We start from the raw sequence: 21121 nt of genomic DNA, 5'->3' as shown, positions 1-21121 counted from the left end.
GTCGCTCGATTCGACCCAACGCCTCGTCTTGGCCGACATGGACCATGCATCACCAGAGTGGTGGGCAATGCTGCGGGCCGAGCTAGATGGCGAGCTACGTGCCGATGTCGCCTGCGAGCAGTGCGGCAACGTCGTCCGCTGGCACCAGCAGGCTGAGGCTGCCGATGACGCTGCCGCTGTCGCCGAGCTGGGCCAGGCTCAGGGCGGTGGCGACCCCGACGAGCTGTCGGCTGTCGTCGAACACCGGGCCGCCGCTGTTGCCGGGAGCAATCTGCGCGTCGGTCTTGATCCAGATCGACCCTTGCAGGCGAGTCGTGCCCGAGTAGCGCCCGGTGGTGAGCGTCATCGTCGAGCCGCCGATCCCCGGGTAGCCCAACACGGTGATCGTCTCGCCGGCTCGCAACGACCCCGAAGTGAAGTTCACGGTCGGAAGCGGTGGTGCGTCAGGGTCCATCACCAGCAGGGCGAGATCCCGATCGGGGGCTGATCGCTCCAGCGCCACGGGCACCTGGCGGGTGGGCCGTTGCTCGAACGTGCCGCCCAGCGATGCCCGCAGGCGAGGGCACGCTCGCCCCCGGTCGTCGAACACGACGTGGTTGCTGGTCACGATCTGCACGCCGTTGCCCACAGCGAAGCCAGTTCCGAATTGGATCGTTCGGCCGTGCGTGTCAAGGCATTCCACCCGCACGACGGATTCGGCCAGCTGGTCCCAGTCCTGCAGCCCGATGGCCGCGTCGGATCCGGTCGTGTTGTCGGGGTCGGGTGTCTCGCCGGTTGCCACCGCCACCACTGCGGCGTTGCCGACGATGGACGAGGGGCCGATGCCGGTCACGGTCGCTCGCACGGACCTGCCGATCGCCAGGCTCCAGTCGCGTCCGAATTCGGCGAGCAGCTCCGGCACCCCGCTGGCAGGCTCCGGCGCCAGCAGCATTGGCTGGCAGGGCCCACGGACTGCGCCTGCCACGAGACCTCCATGTGGCGCTGTTCCGCTGGCCACTGCGACATCGATCACCGGATGGCATCCGAGCGTGTTGAACGAGCGCCGGGCGAGCAGTGCGGCGGTCTCGTAGCGGTCGGCGCCGGCAACGCGGCGGGTCTCGATGCCGAGGCTGTGAATGTCTTCCTCGACGGCGGCCGAGATGGCTGCGTGCCCGCCCAGGATCGTGACCGATCCCACCGTGCGGTCCGGATCGGTGAGGAACTGGCGTGCTTCGTCGTGGAGGGCGTCGGCCGTGGTGAGGATGAGCGGGGTGTCGGCGGTCACGCTCGGGGCGGCGGCGACGGCGTCAGCGAAGTTCACTCCTGAGGCCAGGTACACCGTGGCGAGCTCGTCGGGGGCGAAGAGGGCTGCTGCTCGGCGGGCGGTCTCGTAGCGATCGGCGCCGGCAATCCGGTCCACCCGGAATCCCACGGCGCGCAGCGTGTTGGCCAGGTCTTCGGACACCGCGGCTGGCCCGCCCAGAATGATGACCTTGGCGTTGGGGTGCGACACGCACGGCAGGAGGTAGTTCCGGGTTGCTGCAGGCAGGAATCCCTGCCGTGTGAGCAGCAGCGGCCGGTCCAACGCAGTGGCCGCCAGCGCGTCGGGCCAGTCCTCTCCCGACGCCAGGGCCACGCTGTACGAGCCGGTCTCCGAGTCGCATTTGCCGCCGGCGGCGTTCGCTGCGAGTTCGTAGTAGTTCTGCCCGGGGATCCGCCGGATGGTGATGTCTGCGGATTGCGCCGAGGCGTTCGCTGGAAAGAACAGCACGGACCCTGCCAGCGCGACGCACAGCGCACCGAGCGCTACCGGTCGCAGGCCGCGGCGCGCTGTGCTCGCTGATCGTCTCATGCCGCCGCCGTACTCCGATTGCCGGGCAGCGGATGCTTCCGATGCCACAGTGCGACACCGCATCACGCTGCCGGATGACACCGCCGGGGCGAGGTTAGGGGGCGGCGTTGATGAAGGCGTCAACTCGCCATGCGACAGTGTCATCGTCGTTGCCGGGGTCTTTCAGACCGATGCTGGCCATGAACCCGCCGGCGCCGTAACCGTCGCTCGCCAGGCCGGCCACCGACGTGCCGCTTCCCAGGCCACGTGGCGTCCTGGGGTCGGTGCCGTAGATGTCTCGCAGCCACGTTCCCGACCGCAGCGCGCTCATCCCCCGCAGCTCCCAGGCGCCGCCCACCAGCCGAGCCTCGCCTGCGGCGGTGCCGGTCACCGTGCCCTGCGCCGTCTCGACCGACCACAGTGCGGTGAAGACATCGGGGTCCTCCTCGCCGATGCCTCGGATGAGCTCCACTTGCAAGAGCGCCTTCGTTACCCCCACTCGCCGGGGTGGCAGGTGCGCATCGACGGTGGACTCTGCTGTGCGGAACGACCACTTGGTTGTGCCGCCGAGCGTCGGGTCGACATCGCCGGAGAGCCCTGAGTGCAGCGGTTCGCCTCCCTCGATCACATCGGTCAGCCGGAACCGCCGGTACTCGTCCATGACCACCGCCACCGGCAGCGACGACCGCCCGTGGGGCCCGATCGCCCGCACCATCGTCGGATCGGACTCCGACAGTTCCACGCTCACGCAGCCCGGCCCGCCGGCGCCTTCGGTGCGTGGCACCCCGTCGTTGTCCAGCCGGTACCAGCCCAGCTTGGGCAGGTCGGCTACCAGGACGGGCGCCCGTCCTGACGATGTCTCTGCCACTAGCCAGCGCGCCCCGACGTAGGTCGAGCGGGGGAAACACAACCAATCTCGATTGGCGTTTCGGCTGCCGTCGGCTGAGTCGCCTTCGTCGTCCAGTGCGTCGAACTCGCCGTTTGCGTCGGCCCGGTGGAACACCGTTCCGTCGAGTGCCAGGCCGGTGGCGAATGCCCCCACGCCGCGCTTGGCTTCGGGCGCCTTCTGGGTGCGGTTGGGGTCGTCCCGGTCGGTCACTTGGGCGCCCACGAGGATCGGGGCCTCGGGCTCAGCGGGGTGTGCCAGCCCGCCGCTCACTACCGAGGAGGCCTGCGAGATCAGCTCGGGCCGGATGACCGACGGTCCCCCGAATGCCACCACGAACCCTGGGTCGAAGCATGTGCCCGCGTTCTGCGCCGCTGCGTACGCGTCGGCGTTGGCTGCCCCGTTGCGGGTGATGCCGCCTACCGCATCCACGCAGCGCCGTCCGACGGTGAATGACCGCCGCAAGAACTCGTGGACCGGTTCGGGCAGTTCCCGAGCGCCTGCCGGCACCAGCAGGATCGGTACCGCTGAGCGCTTCGGGCGGGGTGCGCCCGTGTCGGCTGATCGTTCGGCTGATCGCCGGGCCGCTGCAACCGATCCGGCTTCGGGTGCGGTGACCGGGCCTACGAATCGCTCCACCACGTATGGCTGCTTGTCGGGCGAGGGCGCCGAGGCGGCGCCGCACCATGCGCTGGCGCCAAGGGCATCGGGCCAGCCGCGTGCCTCGTCGCCGTGGCCGCTCGAGGCCACCAGGCACACCGTGGAGCGGGCGAAGTGGGCTCCGATGCGGTTCGGCCACCAGCCGCCGAAGTGCTGTGCCATGGCCACGCTGGTGGCGTACCGGTCCGGTCCTGACACCCGGTACATCTCGGCGCCGGCGATCTGCGTTGCCAGTTCGGCTACCGGTTCGGGGATTTGCGTTGTGCCGCCCAGCACGATGAGGTTCTCGATGTCGAGCAGGCTGAGCGCTATCGCTGTCTCGTCGGGCAGGGTGCGGCTGCCGTCGTGGAGCAGGACCGGCACTTGCCAGAAGCTGGTCCACCAGCCGGCTGCCAGGGCATCTACGCCGACGGTCAGCACCACCGTGCGGCCCAGCAGCTCGCAATCACGGGCTTTGGGCCGCCACTCGACCACCGAGTTGGCGTAGAAGGTCATGACGGCGTCGCCGTCGGATGCGGAGGGATCGGCGCAGCCGTCGACGCCTCGGGGGATTGGTGCTGTGCCCAGTGCTGTGGCCACTGATGCGGCGGTGCCGTAGCGGGTGGCACCGCTGACGCGGAACACTTCGCTGAACCCGACCGACACCAGCTCGGATTCGATGGTGGCGGGGACTGCTGCGGTACCGCCGACGATGATGGCCTGCCGGGCGGCGTTGCAGCCGCCGAGGCGAAGGTCTTGGGCGGCGAGCCGGGCGGCGTGGTTGAGCTTGGTTGCGCCTGCGCGGGCCGAGCCGGTGAGCAGGATGGGCGCAACGAATGTGTCGACCCGTGCGAAGCCGCCGATGGGGTCGAACAGGGGGTCGCTGGCGGCGACTCGCCGCAGGTAGGGCTCCGACGAGCCGCCGGTGGAGTCGGACAGTGCGGCGGCGGTGAGTGCATCGGCCGGGGAGTCGGATGCGACGACGATTACGGCCCGGGGGCAGACGCCCAGGCCCCACCAGCCGTTGGCGGCTCCCAGGCTTCGGCCGCCGCCCGAGGTGGCGTCGGGGGAATCGAAGGGGAAGCCGCCCCGGCCTCGCATAGTGAGTGCTACGGCTTGGGCGGTCTGGAAGCGGTCGTTGCCGAAGACGCGCATGGCGTTCGGCCATGCCTCGATCTGGGGTGATGCTAGGAATGACCGGTGCCACTGGCTGGGCGACACGGGTCCGGGTTCGGCGTCGGTCTGGCTGCCGGCGCCCGGCACGGCCAGCAGCGATGCCGCGACGAAGACGACGGCCAGTGCGGCGGTCCAGCGGACGCGCCGACGAGGTTGCATCGTCCTCACGAATCGGCCCTCACGAGACGACAGTCTGTCGCGGCGGTGTCACAGGCGCGTCGCGCTTAACGCGGGGCCGCTGCAGCCCGCCGAGCCGCTGCCCAAGATGCATCGTGGATCCGGGGTGCCATGGCTCCAGTGCGGGGCTCGGGGCACGGCGGCGAGCGTACCCCGCTGCCCTCCACGGCGGTTTCGCCGCCGGAGGACGGATGTCGGGGCTCAGTGGCAGCGGCCCTCGTTCAAGTCCCAGGCACAGTTCGGCGTTTGGCCGTTGACATCTATGACTGGGCCGACGGGCTTCCAAGAGAAGTCGTCGGCGTGATACCGGGCGAACTCGGAGCCTTCGACGAAGTGGGCGTCGGCGTTGCCGTTCATTCGGAACCGGATCCCGTCGAGATACAGCGGGTGGGTGATGTCAAGCGACCGCAACGCCATGATGAAATTCGAGCGAGTCAGCCCACCCGGGAGGTCCGCCGCCACGCGCAGAGCCTCGACGTACGCATACCCGTACGCGTAGCCCCTGCCGTACAGACTGTTTGACAGTTCGAGTTCAGCCTCTTCCAGGTTCCGATTGACGAATTTCACGAACGGCAGACCGGCGTTCGCGAAATCAGCGGTGTTCCTCTCGCCCCCTCGGGCAATCAACCAGCCATCTGCAGCACCGCCGGCGGGCTGAAGGTATGCCGATGGGCTCTCGCACACCGACGGGGTGAACAGAGCCCCTCCCCGGGCCTTCACGTCAGCGATGAGGCCGTTCTCGCCGGCTGCCTGTATCGCCAGCACGCACGGGTTGCCCGCAGTCATCGAGATGTACACGTCCGGGCTCAACGACTGGATCATTTCCATCTCGTCCGCAAGGTCCTGTTTCGGCGGGTAGTGCCGGACCGCAACGAACTCCGAGACAACGTCGGGATGCTCCTGGGCCCAGGCCTTGAAAGCGTCCTGATACGCCCACCCGAACCTGTTGTCCATCACCAAGCCGACAACCTTCACCGGCAGCTTGTCGCGAAGGCTCCTCTCGATCCATGCGCCCCACAGCAGGGCCTCTGTGGAGGACGACATCTGGATGCCCGTCGTCCACGGGTGGCGCACAGGATCTCCGAATGCGGGGCTGGCCGACGTCGCGAACGGATGCGGTACGCACTCGCGGTTGGTCATGTCGTAGGTCAGCAACGTGGACGCCGTACCGATCGTCGAGATCGAGAAAACGTTTTCCGACTCGATCATCTCGTACACCAGCTCGACGGTCACTTCGGCCCGATAGCTATCGTCCCTCGCCTCGAGCGTGAGCTGCCGCCCGGCAACCGGGTCGTTCTCGTTCACCCAATCGAAGTAGTTCTGCATGCCGACGGTGATGCCGCTGAAGGCCGCAAGCGATCCGGTCTGGGGAGTGGTGTGCCCGATCCGGATCTCGGTGTCGGTAATGCCCGTGGTGTCGGACCAGCGTGCTGGACAGTCGTCGAGGTCGATCCTGAAGCCTGCGGGGCCACGCAAGAGGTTGTTGGCGTTCACGCCGTAGGACCCCTCGTTGATCTTGCTGGTCAATCTGGCGACGATCTTGGCCCGCTCGTCGGCTGCGTTGTCGAAGATGCTCTCGAGCGCTGCGTCGTCGTTGAGGTCGGCGAGGGCGTGTGACGACACGGCGGTCTTGCCGCCGAACACGAGCAACGCATCGCTGCTCCGCTTGATCCACCGCTCGATGGCGGGGTCCATCTGCTTGGGGTCGGTGAGCAGCAGCGGCGCGCACAGCTTGCCGAGCAGCGGGCCGGCTCCGAATGCGTCGAACGGCACCCATGCGGTCGCGAGCCCGGCAGTCGAGCGGTCGAAACATGGCTCGCCTGCCGCTTCGGTGTACTTGCCTTGCAGGAAATCCGCTACGAATTGCGCAGTGTGCAGGCGGGTGGTGCCGCCCAGTCGGGTGACGGCCATGTCGAGCGCTGCGAGCTCATCTTGAACCGAGCTCGACACAGCGGCGGTGCCGCCCAGGATGATCACGTGCTCGGCGCCGCTTTGTGACACGTAGGACTTCACGCCGTCGTCGAGTTCGTCGGGCGGTGTGAGCAGGACCGGGTGGCCGCCCCGGGCCGAGAAGGGGCCCGCCACCATGGCGTCAGCGAACACTTCTGAGCTAGCCACGATGACGGTGCGTCCGTGCCCCGGCATGGCGCCGGGAGGGCCCATGCGCTGGGCGACCGCCACCGATGCGGCCGACGGATCGGGCCCCTCAATTCGTTCGACATTGCCGAGGCTCTGCAGGCTCGTCAGCACCTCTTCGGACACCGCACTGGTCGTGCCGACTACGACCACACGGGCAACGCCGGCCTCGGACAGGAAATCGGCCGTGGCGCTCGGCACCTCGTCCTTCTGCGTCAGCAGTACGGGTGCATCGAGCGACCCTGCCAGTCCCGCTGCGATCACGGCGTCATGCCACGACTGGCCCGACACCAGCACTGCCGCATCAATGCTGCCGCCGGCTTCCTGCTCGAATCGTTGCGCCACCGCCAGCGATGTCGCATGGCGGTCCTGGCCCCACAGGCGCGTCACGTCGACGTTGCCGCCGGTCTGTGCCCCCGTGGCGGCCGAGGCGAACGGCAGCGCGGTGGCCGCGACCAGCACAACTATGGCTGCCCGCAATCCGAGAGTGAGAGCACGACGGCCATGTGGATCTCGGGACATTGCGGCTCCTTGGGATGGCCACTCGCTCTGGTTGCTGACGCCAGGCCCTCTGGTATCAGAGGATGGCGTGTGCCGAGCGCGCCCATACCGCCGAATCAGGCGATCACGACGACCGGGGTGCCGAATCAAGCAATTACGACGACCGGGGTGCCGAATCAAGCAATTACGACTACCGGCGTCCCGAGTGGGGCCCAGTCGAAGAGCTGGCGGGCTTTGGCGTCGTCTTGGCGGACGCATCTGGCTGAGCGTGGCTGGCCCAGGTCGGCAATGGTCTGGATGGGGGCGCCTGCATAGGTGCGAGGAATCGAGTGGAAGCCGATGTCCAGCCCGGTAATGCCCTTCACGAAACGCACCATGTGGCGCATGGTGACGGGAGTCCTCGGCGACGACGAGTACTGCGACTTGGAGAACACGCTGTAGGAACCCACGGAGGGACTGGTGGCCCGGCCGCTCACCGGGTAGGTGTCAAAGAGCGCCCCGTTCGCCTCGATCAGCCACATCCGCTGGCCGCTGCGGTCGTACACGACGTGTTTGGTCCCGGCGAGGCTCACGTCGGGCGTCGAGGTCCCCGCACTCCACAGGCATGGATGGCGCACCGACACCAGCAGTGTCATAGAGGACCAGGTTGCCGTCGGACTGCAGCGTCAGCCGGTAACGACCGCTCGGCGAAGCCAGCGAACCGCCCGTCGAGAGCCGTTCGCCGGGCAGCAGCGAACTGCGGGTCACCGACCGATCAGTGTCGGGAGGCAATTGCGGAACAAGCGGTTCGTCAATCCGTGGAGACGCAGCCGCCGCCGACGTCCAGCTCGCTCCGAAGACAAGCAACGCAACCGACGCAACCGACGCCTGCCGGAAGCCGCACAACGCAACCGCCGCCGCCGACGCCCGCCGGAAGCCGCAGGATGCAACCGCCGACGCCGCAGTTGCTCGCCGTCTGCACCACGAGGTGCTGCGCTGGTCGGGAGCAACCGGTGCGGTCCTCATCACGACCCCACCGATACCTCCATCGCTGCCGAACCTAGTGCTGTGACCACAAACGTTTGCGTGGTTGAGGCGGGCTGGATGCCTCGCGCTGGCCTCGACAGGATCGGTTTTCTGTGCAGAAATGTTCGCTGAGCGAGCGATTTTGCACAGAAAAGCGCCACATTGGCAAACGTTTGCTGACACGGCACTAGTTGTGCAACCCCGCCGGCTGCGGCACCTCAAGCCATCAATCTTGGGGGCAGACACGTCCCCCATGCCGACTGCTGGAACGGCAACACCAACCGCCGAGGCTGCGCGACGAAGAATTCTGCTGGCGCACCGGCGGCGGGGGTGGTTAGGGGGCTCTGGGTTGGCGGCCGATTGTCCAGGTGCCGTCGGCGTTGCGCTTAATCGTGAGGTTCTGTTCGTGGAGGTCGTGGTGGTGTTTGTGGCACAGCAGGGCGAGGTTCACCAGGTTGGTCGGGCCGCCGTGCGCCCAGTGCCAGATGTGATGTGCGTCACAGCGTGACGGCGGGGCGCTGCAGCCTGGCCATACGCAGTGCCGGTCGCGTGCGATCAGTGCCCGCCGCAATCGAGCCGGCACCGTTCGTCGTGCGCGGCCGATATCGGCGCTGCCGCCCGGCCCGTTGAGCATGATCGGGATGATCTCGGCATCGCATGCCAGCTTGCGAACTGTCTCGGGTGCCAGCTCTGTCCCGGCGTCGGTGATGCCTGCTGCATCGGTTTGGCCGCGCAGCGCCTCGTACTCGATCATCACCTGCACCTGAACATCGGGCCGCGCCGACGCGAAAGCCGCATGCACGAAGCCCGCTGGATCAGCACTACCCGGCGACCCATGCACGAAGCCCGCCGGATGCGCAGCGCCCGCAGCTTCCGCCGACCCGACAGCCCCATGCGCGGCTCCCGGCGAATCGGTAGAGCCCCCAGGCCGCGCCGGCCCGGCATTCCCGCCGGGGGGCTGACCAATGAGCTTGGCAATCGCTTTGGCATCGGCTTCGCTGAGCGTTGCGCCGGTCAGCAGGTACGCCAGCGCGTCGGCGTCTCGCTGGGCGGGGGTGCGGCGCCCCACCCGCAGGTGCTTGTCGTCACGCCACATCGCTTGGGAGATCGCCGACAGCGCCGCTTCGGCCCGCGCACCGATCTCGGGATCCAGCAACGCACCGATCCGCAGCATCCCATCGTCGTCGGTGCCCCACTGCGCCCGACGCTTGGCACGCTGACGGGCGAACCGCTGCTCAGCAGTCTCGGAACAGTGCTCGGCCTCCGCGGCTCGCACACGGCGCTTGGTCTGGTCGGTGCCCTCGGATGCAGCCTCTGCGATCAGCTGGTGACGCACCTCGTCGGGTACCCGGGCATCGCTGAGCGACTCGGCCTGCTCGGTGTTGATGTCGCCCCCGGCCAACGCCTCCATCACCGGCTCGCACCGCTGAGCCTTCGCCGCAACCCGGCACAGCTCACGCGCAGACCGATCCGACACGCCGGTCGCCTCGCGCACCGCCTCCCGAGACGACGCGCCCTGCAGCCCCTCGGCTACACCCGCCGCATCCAGCCCAGCCAGCACCTCGACGCGGTAGCCCGCCACCTGGTTCACATGACGCTCGACGCCGCCCAGCACCTCGGTCAACGCCGCAACACCAAGCGAAGCAAGCTCGTCGCGACTCAACCGGGCGAGCCACAACCCACCCGCCGGCACCTCCCCGCCCGAGGCAGCGCCCGGCACGTCAGCGGCCGTGTCAGCCGCCGGCACCTCCCCGCCCGCCAGCACCTCCCCGCCCGTGGCAACTGCCAACACCGATGCTGATGCGCCGGCGGCCTCCGACCCCAACTCACCCATCGACTCTTTCAACATACGAACAACCGTACTGAGGGGCTGTCACACGCAACAGATGCGCCGGCTTCTGCCCCCGGCTGGCCCGTCGACTCCTTCAACATGAGAACAACTGTACTGAAGGGCTGTGACACGCATCAGAACGCCCAAGGTGAGGATGATCGCAAAGCTGGCGACCAAGTCTGCGATGAGGCCGCGCACGAAAAACATCCTGACGAACCCGACGGGTTCGAGTGATTGGTTGTCAATCACTCGCAGCTGCAGGGTCGAGGGGCCTGAATCAGGCCGGGTAGTACGCGAAATTCTGGGTCACCCAGAAGTTTCGTCCTTGGACGGCGACGCCAACTCCCAGATGGTTGAAATCGGGGTGGGTCATGTTGGCGTAGTGGCCTGGGCTGGCAACAAGACCGTCGAAGGAGGCGCGCACTTTGTCGAGAATCGAACCGCCGGACTGTCGCCACGCAATGTTCTCGCCCGCCCGCTGCCACCCATTCGGGTATTGCTCGCTGTAGGACGGGTTGTGGGCGAAGTTGTCCTCGTCTCGCACTGTCTCTGACCAGCGTCGGGCCACGGCGGACAAGTCGGTGTTGTACGCAAGAGGCTGCAGCCCGAGGCCGGAGCGCAATTCGTTGACCAATCGGACCATCTCGGCTTCAGCAGCTTCGATCTCGGCGGCCGTGTCGGCAACTTCGGAAGAGCTGTCCGCACCTTCGGGGGCGTCAAGCTGCACACGCGGCGGTGTCCACTCCCCGGTCGCCATGCGTCCAGCGAGGCGAAGCGTTTCCCAACGGTCAACACCACCGATGCGGCTCCAGGCGATGTGCGCCGGCAGCTTGCTGAGCGGAACCGCGGCGGAACCGCCCAGCACGTAGCCGGTGCTGAGACCTTCAAGCAGTGCCGCGGACGGTGCGGGCAGGCCAGGCTCGGTTCGGTCGCCGGAATCGACGACGCAGCCGGTGTCGAGCACACCCGCCACCAGATGGGCTGCATACAAATCGGGCTCGCTGGACGCATCTACCAGCACCGCCAAGGCTCCAGACGGGCAGCTCGGCTCGGGAGCGGCGGGCGCGTCGTGCGCACCAGCCGGCGACGCCAACACGATCGTTGTGCTCACCGCAACAAGCGACAAAGCAACGGCAAGAAGCACGGCACGCGCCCGAACGGTGGCCAGGCACGCATGAGCTAGGCGTGAATTGCCGCTCCTGAGAGCCGGAGGCAACGTGCGGTAGCTGACAAGGCTCTTGGTGCTCGGTGCGGACATCGGCAGATGCTATTCCTGAGCATCGCCCGCGCACATGACGCAATCCAAGCTGGTCACCCGACGGTCGACGAATCCTGTTCAACACCTACAACTACACCAACAGCGTGTCATTCATCCACGTCGTCGGCAGCGGGCGCCACGGTGGACGACTCGTCAGCACGGGGTAGCCCGGCAGCGGCTTCGAGACGAGCGAGTCGATCGGTGTGGTCCAGCAGCGTCGCGTTGATCTCACGGAACCCTGCCTGCATTTCCGCACGCAGACTGCCGATCTCGGTGCGCACGCCGCCGATCTCGGACCGCAACTCGGTTCCCAGGTGGTCAATACTGTTCCCGAGTGCGTTGAACTGCCATATCAGCAGCGCCGTGAGCAGACCGCCCAGCAGGCTGATGATCACGTTGGGTGACACTGTCCGATGCCGGTGACCGGCGCTTCGTGCAACCAGCTCTACCCAGGCGGCTTGACGCTGGCGCTGCGGGCAATGCGCACCTGCGAGCGGCCGTTCTTTTCGTCGTCGTTCTCGGGCGGGGCATAGCCGGTGGCGATCGCCGCCACAGGCTCGGCGCTCTCGTCCGCGTCCGTGTCCGGATCGTCAAACACCGTGTCACGGCCGGCGGGCGTGTCCACCAAGTCCCGCACCCGCGGCAGGAACTTCGCCGCCGCGGCACCCGGCTGCGTCACTGCCTCGTAGCGCACCACCTTCCCCGGCCCCTCAAACGGGATCGGCGCGTCCAAGCCCAAAGCAGCCTGAACAACAAGGGGGTCAACAGCATCAGTGCGACTGACCACGGCCCTCAGGATGTCCGCCAGCAGACCGTCGTCGTCAACCGTCTCCACGTAGCCGTTGAAGCGCACCTCAATAGCCACCTCGGTGACACCGCCACTAGGAGCAGCCGCAGTGACCTGCCGGTCGTTGGTGCCCAGGCTCAGCTCCAGGTTCCGGATTGAACCGCAGCCCCCTGAACGATTGGCGGGCGGCTCCACCTCGAACATCGAGTCGAAGGTGCTGTCGGCCTCCAAGGCGTCAGCCAGATCACGGTTGCGGGCCGCGCCGTCGTTGAACCGCACGAACACGGTCTCATCGTCGCTGCTGACCTGCACGGCAATGTCCACCTCACCGGTGGGGGTCCAACCGCTCGCCACGTCGAAGATGAACGTCCACGCGTTCCCCTCAGCACCGTCTGCGGCACCGCCGGCACGAGCCGAAATGGTGATCCGGTTGCCCTCACCAGAGATCGCAGCGGGCACCCTGGTGGATGCCTGGCCGCTGTGGCTCAGCTCGCTCATCAGCACCGACAGGATCCGTGGGTTCTTGTCCGGCGCAACAGTGGAGTAGGTGCGCTGCGCGCTCAGGTTGCCCCCGGCGTCGCTGACCGCTCCACGCCGAACCACAACCCGGTCACCCACTTCGAGCGCTTCGCTGAAGATCAGGTCGCTCGTTGCCGGGTTGACGCTCACTGTGAGATTGGGGTTGGCGCTGCGCAGGTCGACGTCTTCCTCGTTCAGCGGGCCGCCCTCGGAAATCGTGACTTCCGCGCTGAACCGACCGGCGACCATGAACACGTCGATGGTCGGGCGGGTACGAACCACGGCGGGTGCGATCACCGTCACCGACGCCGGGCGGACCGGCGTCGCGTTCGCGCCGGTGCCAACCGAGACGCCCGACGGGATCGAAATGGTGTCTCCGGCCCTCAACGGGTGCGAGAAGCTGACCGTCACCCGCTCCGGTTCACAAGCGTCATCTGCGCTGACAAGCGTCACCGAGTTGCCAGCAGCGAGCAGAGCCGGAGCGTTGTTCAGCTCCACGATGTCGCGGATGATCGACGTCAGCGAGGATGAGCCCGTATCGAGCGGGCCGCTGAAGTACAGGATCACCGAGTTGTCCCCGGGTGCGGGCACATCGTCGGCGTCGATCGTGCCGTCCTGGTTCTTGTCCGAAGAGGCACCGATCTGCACGGCCAGCGAACCGGCAGAGGCCGCAGTGTCAAGCGCCCCATCCACCACGTCGGTGCTCACCGCAGCGGTGCCGCCAATCGCCACAATCTTCAGCTCGACCTTGTCGCCGTCGTCGTCTTCGTCGGGTGTGGCGGCCAGGTAGTCACGCACCGAGGTGGGCAGCGTGTCGCCAACCAGCAGCACCGGCACCAGGCGTCCGCCGTCGAAAGTGCTGGCCAGCACCGGCGCGGCCGCAACGCCGTCAGGCAGCGCATCACCGTGTACCAGCGCCACGGTGTCGCCCGAGACCGGGTCGAGGTCGTCTGCGCAGCTGCCCAGAGCCAGCTTGGCCAGCTCCACCGAGGTGCCCGCCGCGAAATCGCCAGCGATGCGGTCAACAGTGTCGACACCAGCGTCGGTCAGCGCACCCTCGACACCGGCGGAAACCGAAGCGGTGCCGCCCACGATCACCACGTGCTCGACATCTTCAGACCGAATGAAGTCAGTCGTGGCCGAAGGCAGCTCATCGGCCGCGGTCATCAGCACCGGCAGCTTCAGCCGGTAGGCGATGGGGCCGATCATCATGGCGTAGGCGAGCGACACATCGCCGCCGTTCACCAGAATCGCCGCCGGGACATCGCCGCCGCACCACGAAGCACCGACGCCCAGCGTCGACGCAATCGCCGCTGCCGTGGCGTACCGGTCGGGGCCCTCGATGCGGGTCACCAGCGGCGCGTTGGGCAGGGCTCGCATGTCTTCGAGAACCGAATCGGCCACGGCTGCGCTGCCGCCCAGGACGTAGACGGTGTCCACGCCGTTGTCCTCGATGTAGTCGGCCACGCCGTTGTGCAAGCTCTCACTAGGCGTCAGCAGCACCGGCGCCTCCTCGAGACCCGCCAGGCCCGACACCGACACGGCATCGACCAGCGTGACACCCGAAGCGATGAATGCCACCGGGACCGTTCCGAGGCCGCCCTTGCCCTTGGCGAAGTTCTTGGCGAGACGCAGCGCTGTGTCATAGCGGTCACGGCCGCCGAACTCACGGGCATCACCGATGCCGTCGCTGTTGGTGTCCACAAGCAGCTCGCGGGAGGTGTTCGCAGCGTGAGCCGGCGAGCCTGCGACAACCGCAAGCACCGACGCGCACAGCAACCCAGCCATGACTGCTGCCAGGGATCGCCGACGAAGACATGATGGTGGGGCCATAGATCCGGGCCTCCTGATCGGAGCGATGCCCGGCACGACCGAAGACCGAAGCCGTCAAACGGCTGAACCCGAAGTCCGGCCCGCGGGCCTGCCGACGATGGTACTTCGCCCCTCGAACCCGGAGCCATCGCAGGCCGGGGAGCCCCGGTGCCTCGGTGCCTCGGTCACCTACGGTTGACCCATGGCACCGCAAGAGGTCGCAGCCTCTGCAAAGCGCCAGAAGTCGGCCGCGGCACCCGTCAGCACACCCGAGTCCGCCCCTGATCCCGGCGGCGACCTGGCAGCCTGCTGCGACTACAACGATAAAATATGTTATTACGTATATTTCGAATATAGGCTACCGTACGTCTGTCGCGTAGGGCGACGTGCTATCAAGTGGCCCAGGTCCACCTGGCGAGGAGGGGTGAGATGTCGAGCGCAACGATCGTGCGCGAGTACGAGATTCCAAGCCCGGACGTAGCGGTCGGAGCAGAGACCGCCCTCGCAGAACTCGTTGGGCTGCGGTCGTCGTTCGACACGTCGGCGCCTGGTGAGCTTGTTGCGCTCCATCTCGAATTGCCGACGTTCGCGGCACGGCTGCTGGTTGACGCACTGACGGCCCTGGCCGAAGGACACGCGGTAACCGTGGTCCCCGTGCCTGCCGAACTCACCACTCAAGGCGCGGCGGACATTTTGAACGTGTCGCGGCCATACCTGATCAAGCTGCTCGACGAGCGGAAACTGCCCTACCGGCGCGTCGGCAACAGACGCAAGGTGCTCCTCGAAGACGTCCTGCGCTACAAGCAACGTGACGACAAGTTCCGCCAGGCAATACTCGACGATCTCTCCCGAGAGGCTCAAGCAATCGGCCTCGAGGCACTAACCGCCGATCAGTTCCTCGTCCATCTCGTCGGTCTCCATCCAGCGATCGTGGCCACCACGCTGCAACGCCAAACCGACGCATTGGACAACCCTCCACAACGCATCGACGAACTGCTGGACAAGCTTGAACTGAACGGGCTTACTCGAACTGCCGCGGAGGTTCGTCGTTACCTTCAGCCATAGACAAGGTGACGGTCGCCATCTGGCTCGTGGACCACAAGAACGCTGCGAGCGCCATCGAAGAACCGACGCGAAAAGCCCCGAAGCCGGCTAGGAGCGGCGGGAGCTGACCATGAGGTCGGGTGCTTTGCCGACGAGGTCTCGGGGGCTGTCGATCGGCGATGATGGCCAGTAGGCCACGATGGCGCCGCTCAGCCCGGCAATCCCGGCAAGCAGCGACAGCAATGCCGCCCTCATGCGCCGCACCCACTGGACCCTAGCCACCCATGCCAGCGCCGCTGGGTGCAGCAGCGACGGCGGATCGGGTTCCGATTCGGGCCCGACGGCACCACTGGACACGAATCAAGCCGACACCCCCACCACACTCGAATCGTCCGATCAACCGGACACCGACTCAGACAGCGCATCCAGCCAAGACGGACTGGCTGCGCTGCCGCTCTTGCCACGCATGCAATCCGTGCTCGTCCTGGTCGAGACGCCCCAAGGCCTCGGCACCGGCCTCATCGTCGAAGGCGGATACATCGTCACCAGCTACCGCCTCGTGGGCACCTACGAGGCTGCCCAGGTGACATCGAGCGCACACGACCTGCAGGGCCGCACCGTGCCGCTGGTGGCATGGGAGCCCCGGACCGATCTCGCTGTGTTGGGCCCAGTCGACGTCGAGCTTGAGGCGCTCCCGATCGCCGAGAGTGCCGCGACGCCAGTCGGCACCATCATTTTCCTGGCCGCGTACGAGGAAGCAGAGATCGGCGTTCCGACGCTGACCATCGTCCCAGGCCGCCTGACAAGTGTCCACACGCCGGATCCCGCGGGCCCCACCTACGTCCTAACAAATGCCTACATCGAAGCGGGACGCAGCAGCGGCGTCATCATCGATTTCGACGGCACGCTGAGACTGCCGTAGGCCAGGCCCGTTGGCGGCCACCGCTGATCGGTAATGAAGACGTCTTGCTCCACCCGGTGACACTTGCCGAGTGCCTGATCGCCCCCACCCAGCTCGGCACGCTCGACAACGCAGCAGCAGGATCGCTAGCCAGCGAGGCCCGGTGTCCGCACCAGCCACAGTCCTCCCTCGATGCCTGGCAGCAGTGGAAGATCTATGGGCTCCCGGTCGAGGACGAGGCGGTCGCTGGCGAGCGGGGCAGCTAGGTCTTGGTGCCCCGGGCGCCGTTCGGGTCCACAACGACGTGCGTGCCCGAGAGCTTCTCCCACAGAGTCTGGTTTCGGCGATCCCAGAACGGCATGAACATCAGAACGCCCAAGGTGAGGATGATCGCAAAGCTGGCGACCAAGTCTGCGATGAGGCCGCGCACGAAGAACATCCTGACGAACCCGACGGGTTCGAGTGATTGGGCGTCAATCACTCGCAGCTGCAGGAGCGATTTCGCAGGTGTCTGTCCTCGTTGGACGATGAACAGCGCCCAGATGACCCAACCGATACCAAGGGTCAGACCGGCCAAGACCCCTTCGAGAATGGCAGCCCCGAGTCGTATCCAGGGGCTGGCGAATTCGATGCCGCCGGGCAGCAGCGTCTCATCGGCAACCTGCTGAGGCGGATCGGCTGGGGCGGGCTTGGTCATAGCTCGATCCTCTCCGGATGCCTGCAGGGCTACATCTATACGCAGGCGTTGAAGCCGGTGCCACGGTAGATGGGCCGCTGGGTTGCAGACGTGATCCCACCGGAATCGCTCGGCACAGCGTCGCCCCTGCGGAGTTGGGCAGTCGAACCACTTCAGGCTGTCGTCGACGCGCACCGCAAGCTGGTCACCCGACGGTCGACGAATCCTGTTCAACACCTACAACTACACCAACGGCGTGTCATTGATCCACGTCGGCGGAACCGGGCAGCCCGGCAGCGGCTTCGAGACTGGCAAGTCGATCGGTGTGGTCCAGCAGCGTCGCGTTGATCTCGCGGAAACCAGCCTGCATTTCCGCACGCAGGCTGATGATCACGTTGGGTGACACTGTCCGATGCTGATGGCCCTCGCTTCTGTGCTCACGGCTCCCATGCTTGCTCCAATCTCTGGAGCCTGCGCAAAACCCAGGGTGAATCACTCCTGGAGACCGTTCCGCTTTGCGATTGTGTTCGGGTGACCCGCCGACGGCGGAGGCGGGCACTCGGGGAACAGTGCTGCGGCTTCGTGGTGGTCGATGAAGTAGCGGTCGGTGGCGGGCAGCACTGAATCCGGCGATCGGTTCTTGTATGTCTTGCCGGTCGGTCTGCTGGCAGCGAGATAGGTGTCGATAGCGTCTTGTGACACTGCGGCGTTGCCGCCGAACACCCGCAGCGTGATCCGGTCCTGGCCTTGGCGGGCGTCGTTGAGGAACTCCACGGTCGTGTCGGGAATCTCGGCCGGGTCGGTGAGCACCGCTGGGGCGCACAGTTGTGCGAGCAGCGGCGCGGCGCTGAACGAGTCGAACGGCAGGAACGCCCGAGCCAGCCCGACCTGATCGTCGGACCAGCAGCCGCCGCCGTAACGGGCGGCATAGTCGGCGAACTTCGTGGCGGTCTCGAACCGGGTCGCTCCGGCCATGCGGTCCACAACGATGCCCAGCGCTTCGATGCCGGTCTGCACATCAACGGACAGCGCTGCGGTGCCGCCCATCAGAACCACCCGCTTGACCCCGGCGTCGCTCAGGTATTCGGCCACGTCGGGATGCAAGCCTGCCTTGGGGGTCAGCAGCAGCGGGAGACGGTTACGGGCAGCGAGCGGTCCGGCGACAAGCGCATCAGCGAACACTTCGCCCGACGCGACGATCGCGGTCGGTCCGAACCGGGCCAGATCGCCTGCCCCGCCGAGACGGCGAGCCGCAGCGACCCCGGTGCGGTACTGGTCGTTGCCTGAGACGCGCTCGACGTCGAGACCTTCGTGCACAAGAGCGTCAGTCACGTCGGTGCTGACTGTGGGGGGCTTGTTCGGCGGATCGGCGCTGACGACGACAACCCGCTCGACGCCGACATTGGACAGCCACACGAGCGCATCGCCCAGCAGCCGATCAGGCGGCGTCATCAGCACCGGCGCGTCAAAACGGCCTGCCACCGACGCAGCGACCACAGCGTCAGTCCAATGAACACCAGACACCATCACCACGGTGTCCAGCGACCCGCCGGCTTCGGCGGCGAACGCCTCAGCGATCAGCAGCGATGTCGCATACCGATCCGCGCCGCCGTAGCGGACGACATAGACCGAGGCGAGGTCGTCGGAAGCGGCACCAGCCGGCGCGAACGTCGGAACGGCGGCGAGCAACACTGCTGCCGCCAGAGCCACCATCATTCGCTTGGCTCGGCTCGCGCGACTGGTTCGAGAGCGCGTGTTCATTTAGGGCATCCCTTGTTCGCTTGTTGCCATTCTCCCAGGGGGTGTCACACAAGAGCGGCGAGCACGCCAGGTGATCGCCCCTCAGTGCGTGTGAGTCGTTCCATCTTCGTGAGTGTGCTCATCCTCGGCCTGATCTTCCCCGTCGGTGTCGTCGGACGACGGTTCGAAGGTTGCTGGGATCTCGGCAGGGAGTTCTGCCGCGCCCGGTGCCTCAACTACGGGTGGCGCCTCTGGGACTTCCGCTGTCTCACACCACATTGACAGAGGGGGATCCCATCGAGGAGCGGCTCGACCATCACCCAGGACCACGATCGCGGGTGACTGTCGCGGCGCTGCTGACCGCGATCGTCCACAATGCCGAACAGGGCCGGCCCTACACCAGTGCCGCGGTCACCGAGACGCTGAACAGCTTCACCCGCGACGAACTGGCCGAGCTGGGGGTGCGGTCTGCCGACCAATCCCCGGAGCCGTTCAGCTACGAATCAGCGTTGAGACGCATGAAGCAGCTCGAAGGCGCACTCGAGAAGGGCTGGACCGTGGACGGCGTCGAGTACGGCTTGGACTGGTTCGCCCGAGCGATGCTTTCGGCTTCCCTGCCGGACGGGAACGAACCGGCAGTTCTCGCAAAGGCGGACGACTCGGCGGCTTTCCCCACCTTCGCCGAGGAACGCGAGGTTGTCGCAGACCGAGGCTTCACCTCCCAGACGTACAAGGACGGCGTGGACCGCCGCGACACGGTCGAAGTCACAGCTGAGGCACTCCGGAGCGATAGCGGTCTGCCTCGCGGGCGCGCAGCAGCCCAGATCGCAGCGACAGCCGCTGCAGCTGCGCACAACCGACGAGCAGCCGCGCAGAAAAACGTCGCCAGCTCAGCGAACCAACCGGCGGACGACCCGTCCGAGCCGAGCAGCGAATCACAAGAGTGAACCCAGTGCGCCATCGTGCGCATCAGGTCACGAGCTGAAACCGACGCTGACCGCATTCGATGCTCGTGTGTTCCACGGAGCCGTGGCGCAGCCCCCTGACCTGGGATTTTGCCCAATGGTGCCAATTCCGTCGACGCAGCAGCCTCAAGCAGCTACACCAAAAGTGGAGTACCCCCTTTCAGAAGTGGAGCCCATAGTTTGGGGCTCTCCTAAGGGTGAGCGAACTCCATCGGTGGTTGCAAGTGAACGGTCATGATGACCGTTGCCAACACATGCAGCCGACCGATGGAGGTGTCCAGTATGGCAGCGAGGCTGAGTTTGGATGAGCGGGTGTTCATCGAGTCGTCGCTCGGGGCGGGCCGCAGCGTCGCGGACGTAGCGCGGCGGCTGGGCCGTGATCGGTCCACGGTGCATCGCGAGCTGGCCCGCTGCGCCGGGTGGGCGGGCTATGACGCCCGCTCGGCGCACGCGTCGGCATGCGCGAGGGCGCGACGCGTTCGGGTCTCCAAGCTGGCGGTCGATCCGGTGCTGGCCGCTGCGGTCAATGAGCGCTTGAAGCTGCGTTGGTCCCCGCACGCCGCGGCGGCGGACCTGCGCGAGGCGGGCATGAGCGTGTGCGCGGAGACCATCTACCGGGCGTGCTACGCGAACGACGCGCGCAGCGGCCTGCCCGCCGGCTCCTGGGACAAGCTGCCGCGGCGTTGCCGGCGCCGTCGGCCGCGCAGCGTCGCGCAGGCCCAAAAGCCCGGCCCGCTGGGGGAATACCGGCGGTTGGCCGACCGGCCCGACGACGTCGAGGACCGCTCGCAGCCAGGCCACTGGGACCGCGACCTCATCGTCGGCAAAGCGAACCGCACCGCCGCGGTCACCCTCGCCGAGCGCACCAGCCGCTACTGCTTGACTGCCGCGCTGCCCGACGGCTACGACGCGCCGCAGGTCGCCGCCGCGGTCACCGCGGCGCTGGGCCGCCAGCCCGCCGCGCTCGTGCGCAGCCTCACCTGGGACCAAGGCCGCGAGGTGGCCCGCGGGGCCGACATCGAAGCCGCGCTCGGCATCGAGGCGTTCTTCTGCGAGCCGCGCTCGCCGTGGCAGCGACCCACCAACGAGCAGACCAACGCGCTGCTGCGCCGATGGCTCCCCAAAGGCACCAGCCTCGACATCGCACAACTGCGGCTCTCGGTCATCGAGGACAACCTCAACCACATGCCCCGCCGACTCCACCACTGGACATCAGCAGCCGACACCTGCACTCGACTCAGTCGCAACCACCGATAGA

At 67.0% G+C, this 21121-nt stretch carries 18 protein-coding genes; 6 read left to right on the top strand and 12 right to left on the bottom strand.

All coding sequences use genetic code 11. The features are described 5' to 3' along the window. Nucleotides 1-94: 94 nt before the first annotated feature. The 5 genes from ACOOHB_RS16500 to ACOOHB_RS16480 form a co-directional block, all read right to left on the bottom strand. The gene (locus ACOOHB_RS16500) at nt 95-1831 is read right to left on the bottom strand and encodes a cell wall-binding repeat-containing protein (RefSeq protein WP_420445894.1); all 1737 of its coding nucleotides are present in this window, start codon (nt 1829-1831) and stop codon (nt 95-97) included. Nucleotides 1832-1925: 94 nt separating this feature from the next. Further along, entirely contained in the window at nt 1926-4670 is a 2745-nt protein-coding gene (locus ACOOHB_RS16495) for a cell wall-binding repeat-containing protein (RefSeq protein WP_420446926.1), read from the bottom strand. Between the two features lie 219 nt (nt 4671-4889). Then, a complete protein-coding gene (locus ACOOHB_RS16490) occupies nt 4890-7346 on the bottom strand; it encodes a cell wall-binding repeat-containing protein (protein WP_420445893.1) in 2457 nt (818 codons plus the stop codon). A 155-nt stretch (nt 7347-7501) separates the two neighbouring features. Continuing rightward, on the bottom strand, nt 7502-7960 hold the full coding sequence (locus ACOOHB_RS16485) for a L,D-transpeptidase (RefSeq protein ID WP_420445892.1): 459 nt from the start codon (nt 7958-7960) through the stop codon (nt 7502-7504). Nucleotides 7961-8664: 704 nt separating this feature from the next. After that, on the bottom strand, nt 8665-10179 hold the full coding sequence (locus ACOOHB_RS16480) for a DUF222 domain-containing protein (RefSeq protein WP_420445891.1): 1515 nt from the start codon (nt 10177-10179) through the stop codon (nt 8665-8667). Between the two features lie 81 nt (nt 10180-10260). Between ACOOHB_RS16480 and ACOOHB_RS16475 the strand changes: the two genes are divergently transcribed. Further along, nucleotides 10261-10395: a hypothetical protein gene (locus ACOOHB_RS16475; protein WP_420445890.1), complete on the top strand. Its 135-nt coding sequence runs from the start codon at nt 10261-10263 to the stop codon at nt 10393-10395. Nucleotides 10396-10438: 43 nt separating this feature from the next. Here the strand turns inward: ACOOHB_RS16475 and ACOOHB_RS16470 are convergent, their stop codons facing one another. From ACOOHB_RS16470 to ACOOHB_RS16460, 3 genes are all read right to left on the bottom strand, one after another. Next, nucleotides 10439-11272 carry a CAP domain-containing protein gene (locus tag ACOOHB_RS16470; protein WP_420445889.1) on the bottom strand — a complete coding sequence of 278 codons (834 nt, stop codon included), beginning with the start codon at nt 11270-11272 and terminating at the stop codon, nt 10439-10441. A 254-nt stretch (nt 11273-11526) separates the two neighbouring features. Next, the gene (locus ACOOHB_RS16465) at nt 11527-11814 is read right to left on the bottom strand and encodes a hypothetical protein (RefSeq protein ID WP_420445888.1); all 288 of its coding nucleotides are present in this window, start codon (nt 11812-11814) and stop codon (nt 11527-11529) included. Between the two features lie 50 nt (nt 11815-11864). Continuing rightward, complete coding sequence (locus ACOOHB_RS16460) at nt 11865-14513, bottom strand: cell wall-binding repeat-containing protein (protein WP_420445887.1); 2649 nt, start codon at nt 14511-14513, stop codon at nt 11865-11867. A gap of 453 nt (nt 14514-14966) precedes the next feature. Between ACOOHB_RS16460 and ACOOHB_RS16455 the strand changes: the two genes are divergently transcribed. Further along, nucleotides 14967-15602 carry a helix-turn-helix domain-containing protein gene (locus ACOOHB_RS16455; RefSeq protein WP_420445886.1) on the top strand — a complete coding sequence of 212 codons (636 nt, stop codon included), beginning with the start codon at nt 14967-14969 and terminating at the stop codon, nt 15600-15602. Nucleotides 15603-15689: 87 nt separating this feature from the next. Here the strand turns inward: ACOOHB_RS16455 and ACOOHB_RS16450 are convergent, their stop codons facing one another. Beyond that, nucleotides 15690-15938, bottom strand: a complete 249-nt coding sequence (locus ACOOHB_RS16450; protein WP_420445885.1) for a hypothetical protein — start codon at nt 15936-15938, stop codon at nt 15690-15692. A 109-nt stretch (nt 15939-16047) separates the two neighbouring features. On the opposite strand from ACOOHB_RS16450, the gene ACOOHB_RS16445 reads away from it, so the two are divergent. Further along, on the top strand, nt 16048-16503 hold the full coding sequence (locus ACOOHB_RS16445) for a S1 family peptidase (protein ID WP_420445884.1): 456 nt from the start codon (nt 16048-16050) through the stop codon (nt 16501-16503). 56 nt (nt 16504-16559) lie between these two features. Then, a complete protein-coding gene (locus ACOOHB_RS16440; protein WP_420445883.1) occupies nt 16560-16748 on the top strand; it encodes a hypothetical protein in 189 nt (62 codons plus the stop codon). Here ACOOHB_RS16440 and ACOOHB_RS16435 read toward each other — a convergent pair. The 3 genes from ACOOHB_RS16435 to ACOOHB_RS16425 form a co-directional block, all read right to left on the bottom strand. Continuing rightward, complete coding sequence (locus ACOOHB_RS16435) at nt 16745-17179, bottom strand: RDD family protein (protein ID WP_420445882.1); 435 nt, start codon at nt 17177-17179, stop codon at nt 16745-16747. The genes ACOOHB_RS16440 and ACOOHB_RS16435 overlap by 4 nt on opposite strands. Nucleotides 17180-17417: 238 nt before the next feature. Continuing rightward, on the bottom strand, nt 17418-17552 hold the full coding sequence (locus tag ACOOHB_RS16430; protein WP_420445881.1) for a hypothetical protein: 135 nt from the start codon (nt 17550-17552) through the stop codon (nt 17418-17420). 98 nt (nt 17553-17650) lie between these two features. Then, a complete protein-coding gene (locus ACOOHB_RS16425) occupies nt 17651-18919 on the bottom strand; it encodes a cell wall-binding repeat-containing protein (protein ID WP_420445880.1) in 1269 nt (422 codons plus the stop codon). Between the two features lie 206 nt (nt 18920-19125). On the opposite strand from ACOOHB_RS16425, the gene ACOOHB_RS16420 reads away from it, so the two are divergent. Both ACOOHB_RS16420 and ACOOHB_RS16415 read left to right on the top strand, forming a co-directional pair. Then, a complete protein-coding gene (locus tag ACOOHB_RS16420) occupies nt 19126-19845 on the top strand; it encodes a hypothetical protein (protein ID WP_420445879.1) in 720 nt (239 codons plus the stop codon). Nucleotides 19846-20145: 300 nt separating this feature from the next. Beyond that, entirely contained in the window at nt 20146-21120 is a 975-nt protein-coding gene (locus tag ACOOHB_RS16415) for an IS30 family transposase (RefSeq protein ID WP_420445878.1), read from the top strand. Nucleotide 21121 lies beyond the last annotated feature (1 nt).

Origin of the sequence: Candidatus Poriferisodalis sp. (genome assembly GCF_965215815.1) — a bacterium.
In the GTDB taxonomy this organism is placed as follows: Bacteria; Actinomycetota; Acidimicrobiia; order Acidimicrobiales; family Poriferisodalaceae; genus Poriferisodalis.
The sequence above is the reverse complement of the archived record's forward strand: the minus strand, read 5'-3'. Positions and strand labels throughout refer to the sequence as shown.

Excerpts from the sequence above, each read along its gene's own strand:
- ACOOHB_RS16500 (WP_420445894.1), bottom strand. The coding sequence starts at position 1,831 with ATGAGACGATCAGCGAGCACAGCGCGCCGCGGCCTGCGACCGGTAGCG.
- ACOOHB_RS16495 (WP_420446926.1), bottom strand. The coding sequence starts at position 4,670 with ATGCAACCTCGTCGGCGCGTCCGCTGGACCGCCGCACTGGCCGTCGTC.
- ACOOHB_RS16490 (WP_420445893.1), bottom strand. The coding sequence starts at position 7,346 with ATGTCCCGAGATCCACATGGCCGTCGTGCTCTCACTCTCGGATTGCGG.
- ACOOHB_RS16485 (WP_420445892.1), bottom strand. The coding sequence starts at position 7,960 with ATGACACTGCTGGTGTCGGTGCGCCATCCATGCCTGTGGAGTGCGGGG.
- ACOOHB_RS16480 (WP_420445891.1), bottom strand. The coding sequence starts at position 10,179 with ATGTTGAAAGAGTCGATGGGTGAGTTGGGGTCGGAGGCCGCCGGCGCA.
- ACOOHB_RS16475 (WP_420445890.1), top strand. The coding sequence starts at position 10,261 with ATGAGAACAACTGTACTGAAGGGCTGTGACACGCATCAGAACGCCCAA.
- ACOOHB_RS16460 (WP_420445887.1), bottom strand. The coding sequence starts at position 14,513 with ATGGCTGGGTTGCTGTGCGCGTCGGTGCTTGCGGTTGTCGCAGGCTCG.
- ACOOHB_RS16455 (WP_420445886.1), top strand. The coding sequence starts at position 14,967 with ATGTCGAGCGCAACGATCGTGCGCGAGTACGAGATTCCAAGCCCGGAC.
- ACOOHB_RS16445 (WP_420445884.1), top strand. The coding sequence starts at position 16,048 with ATGCAATCCGTGCTCGTCCTGGTCGAGACGCCCCAAGGCCTCGGCACC.
- ACOOHB_RS16435 (WP_420445882.1), bottom strand. The coding sequence starts at position 17,179 with ATGACCAAGCCCGCCCCAGCCGATCCGCCTCAGCAGGTTGCCGATGAG.
- ACOOHB_RS16425 (WP_420445880.1), bottom strand. The coding sequence starts at position 18,919 with ATGAACACGCGCTCTCGAACCAGTCGCGCGAGCCGAGCCAAGCGAATG.
- ACOOHB_RS16415 (WP_420445878.1), top strand. The coding sequence starts at position 20,146 with ATGGCAGCGAGGCTGAGTTTGGATGAGCGGGTGTTCATCGAGTCGTCG.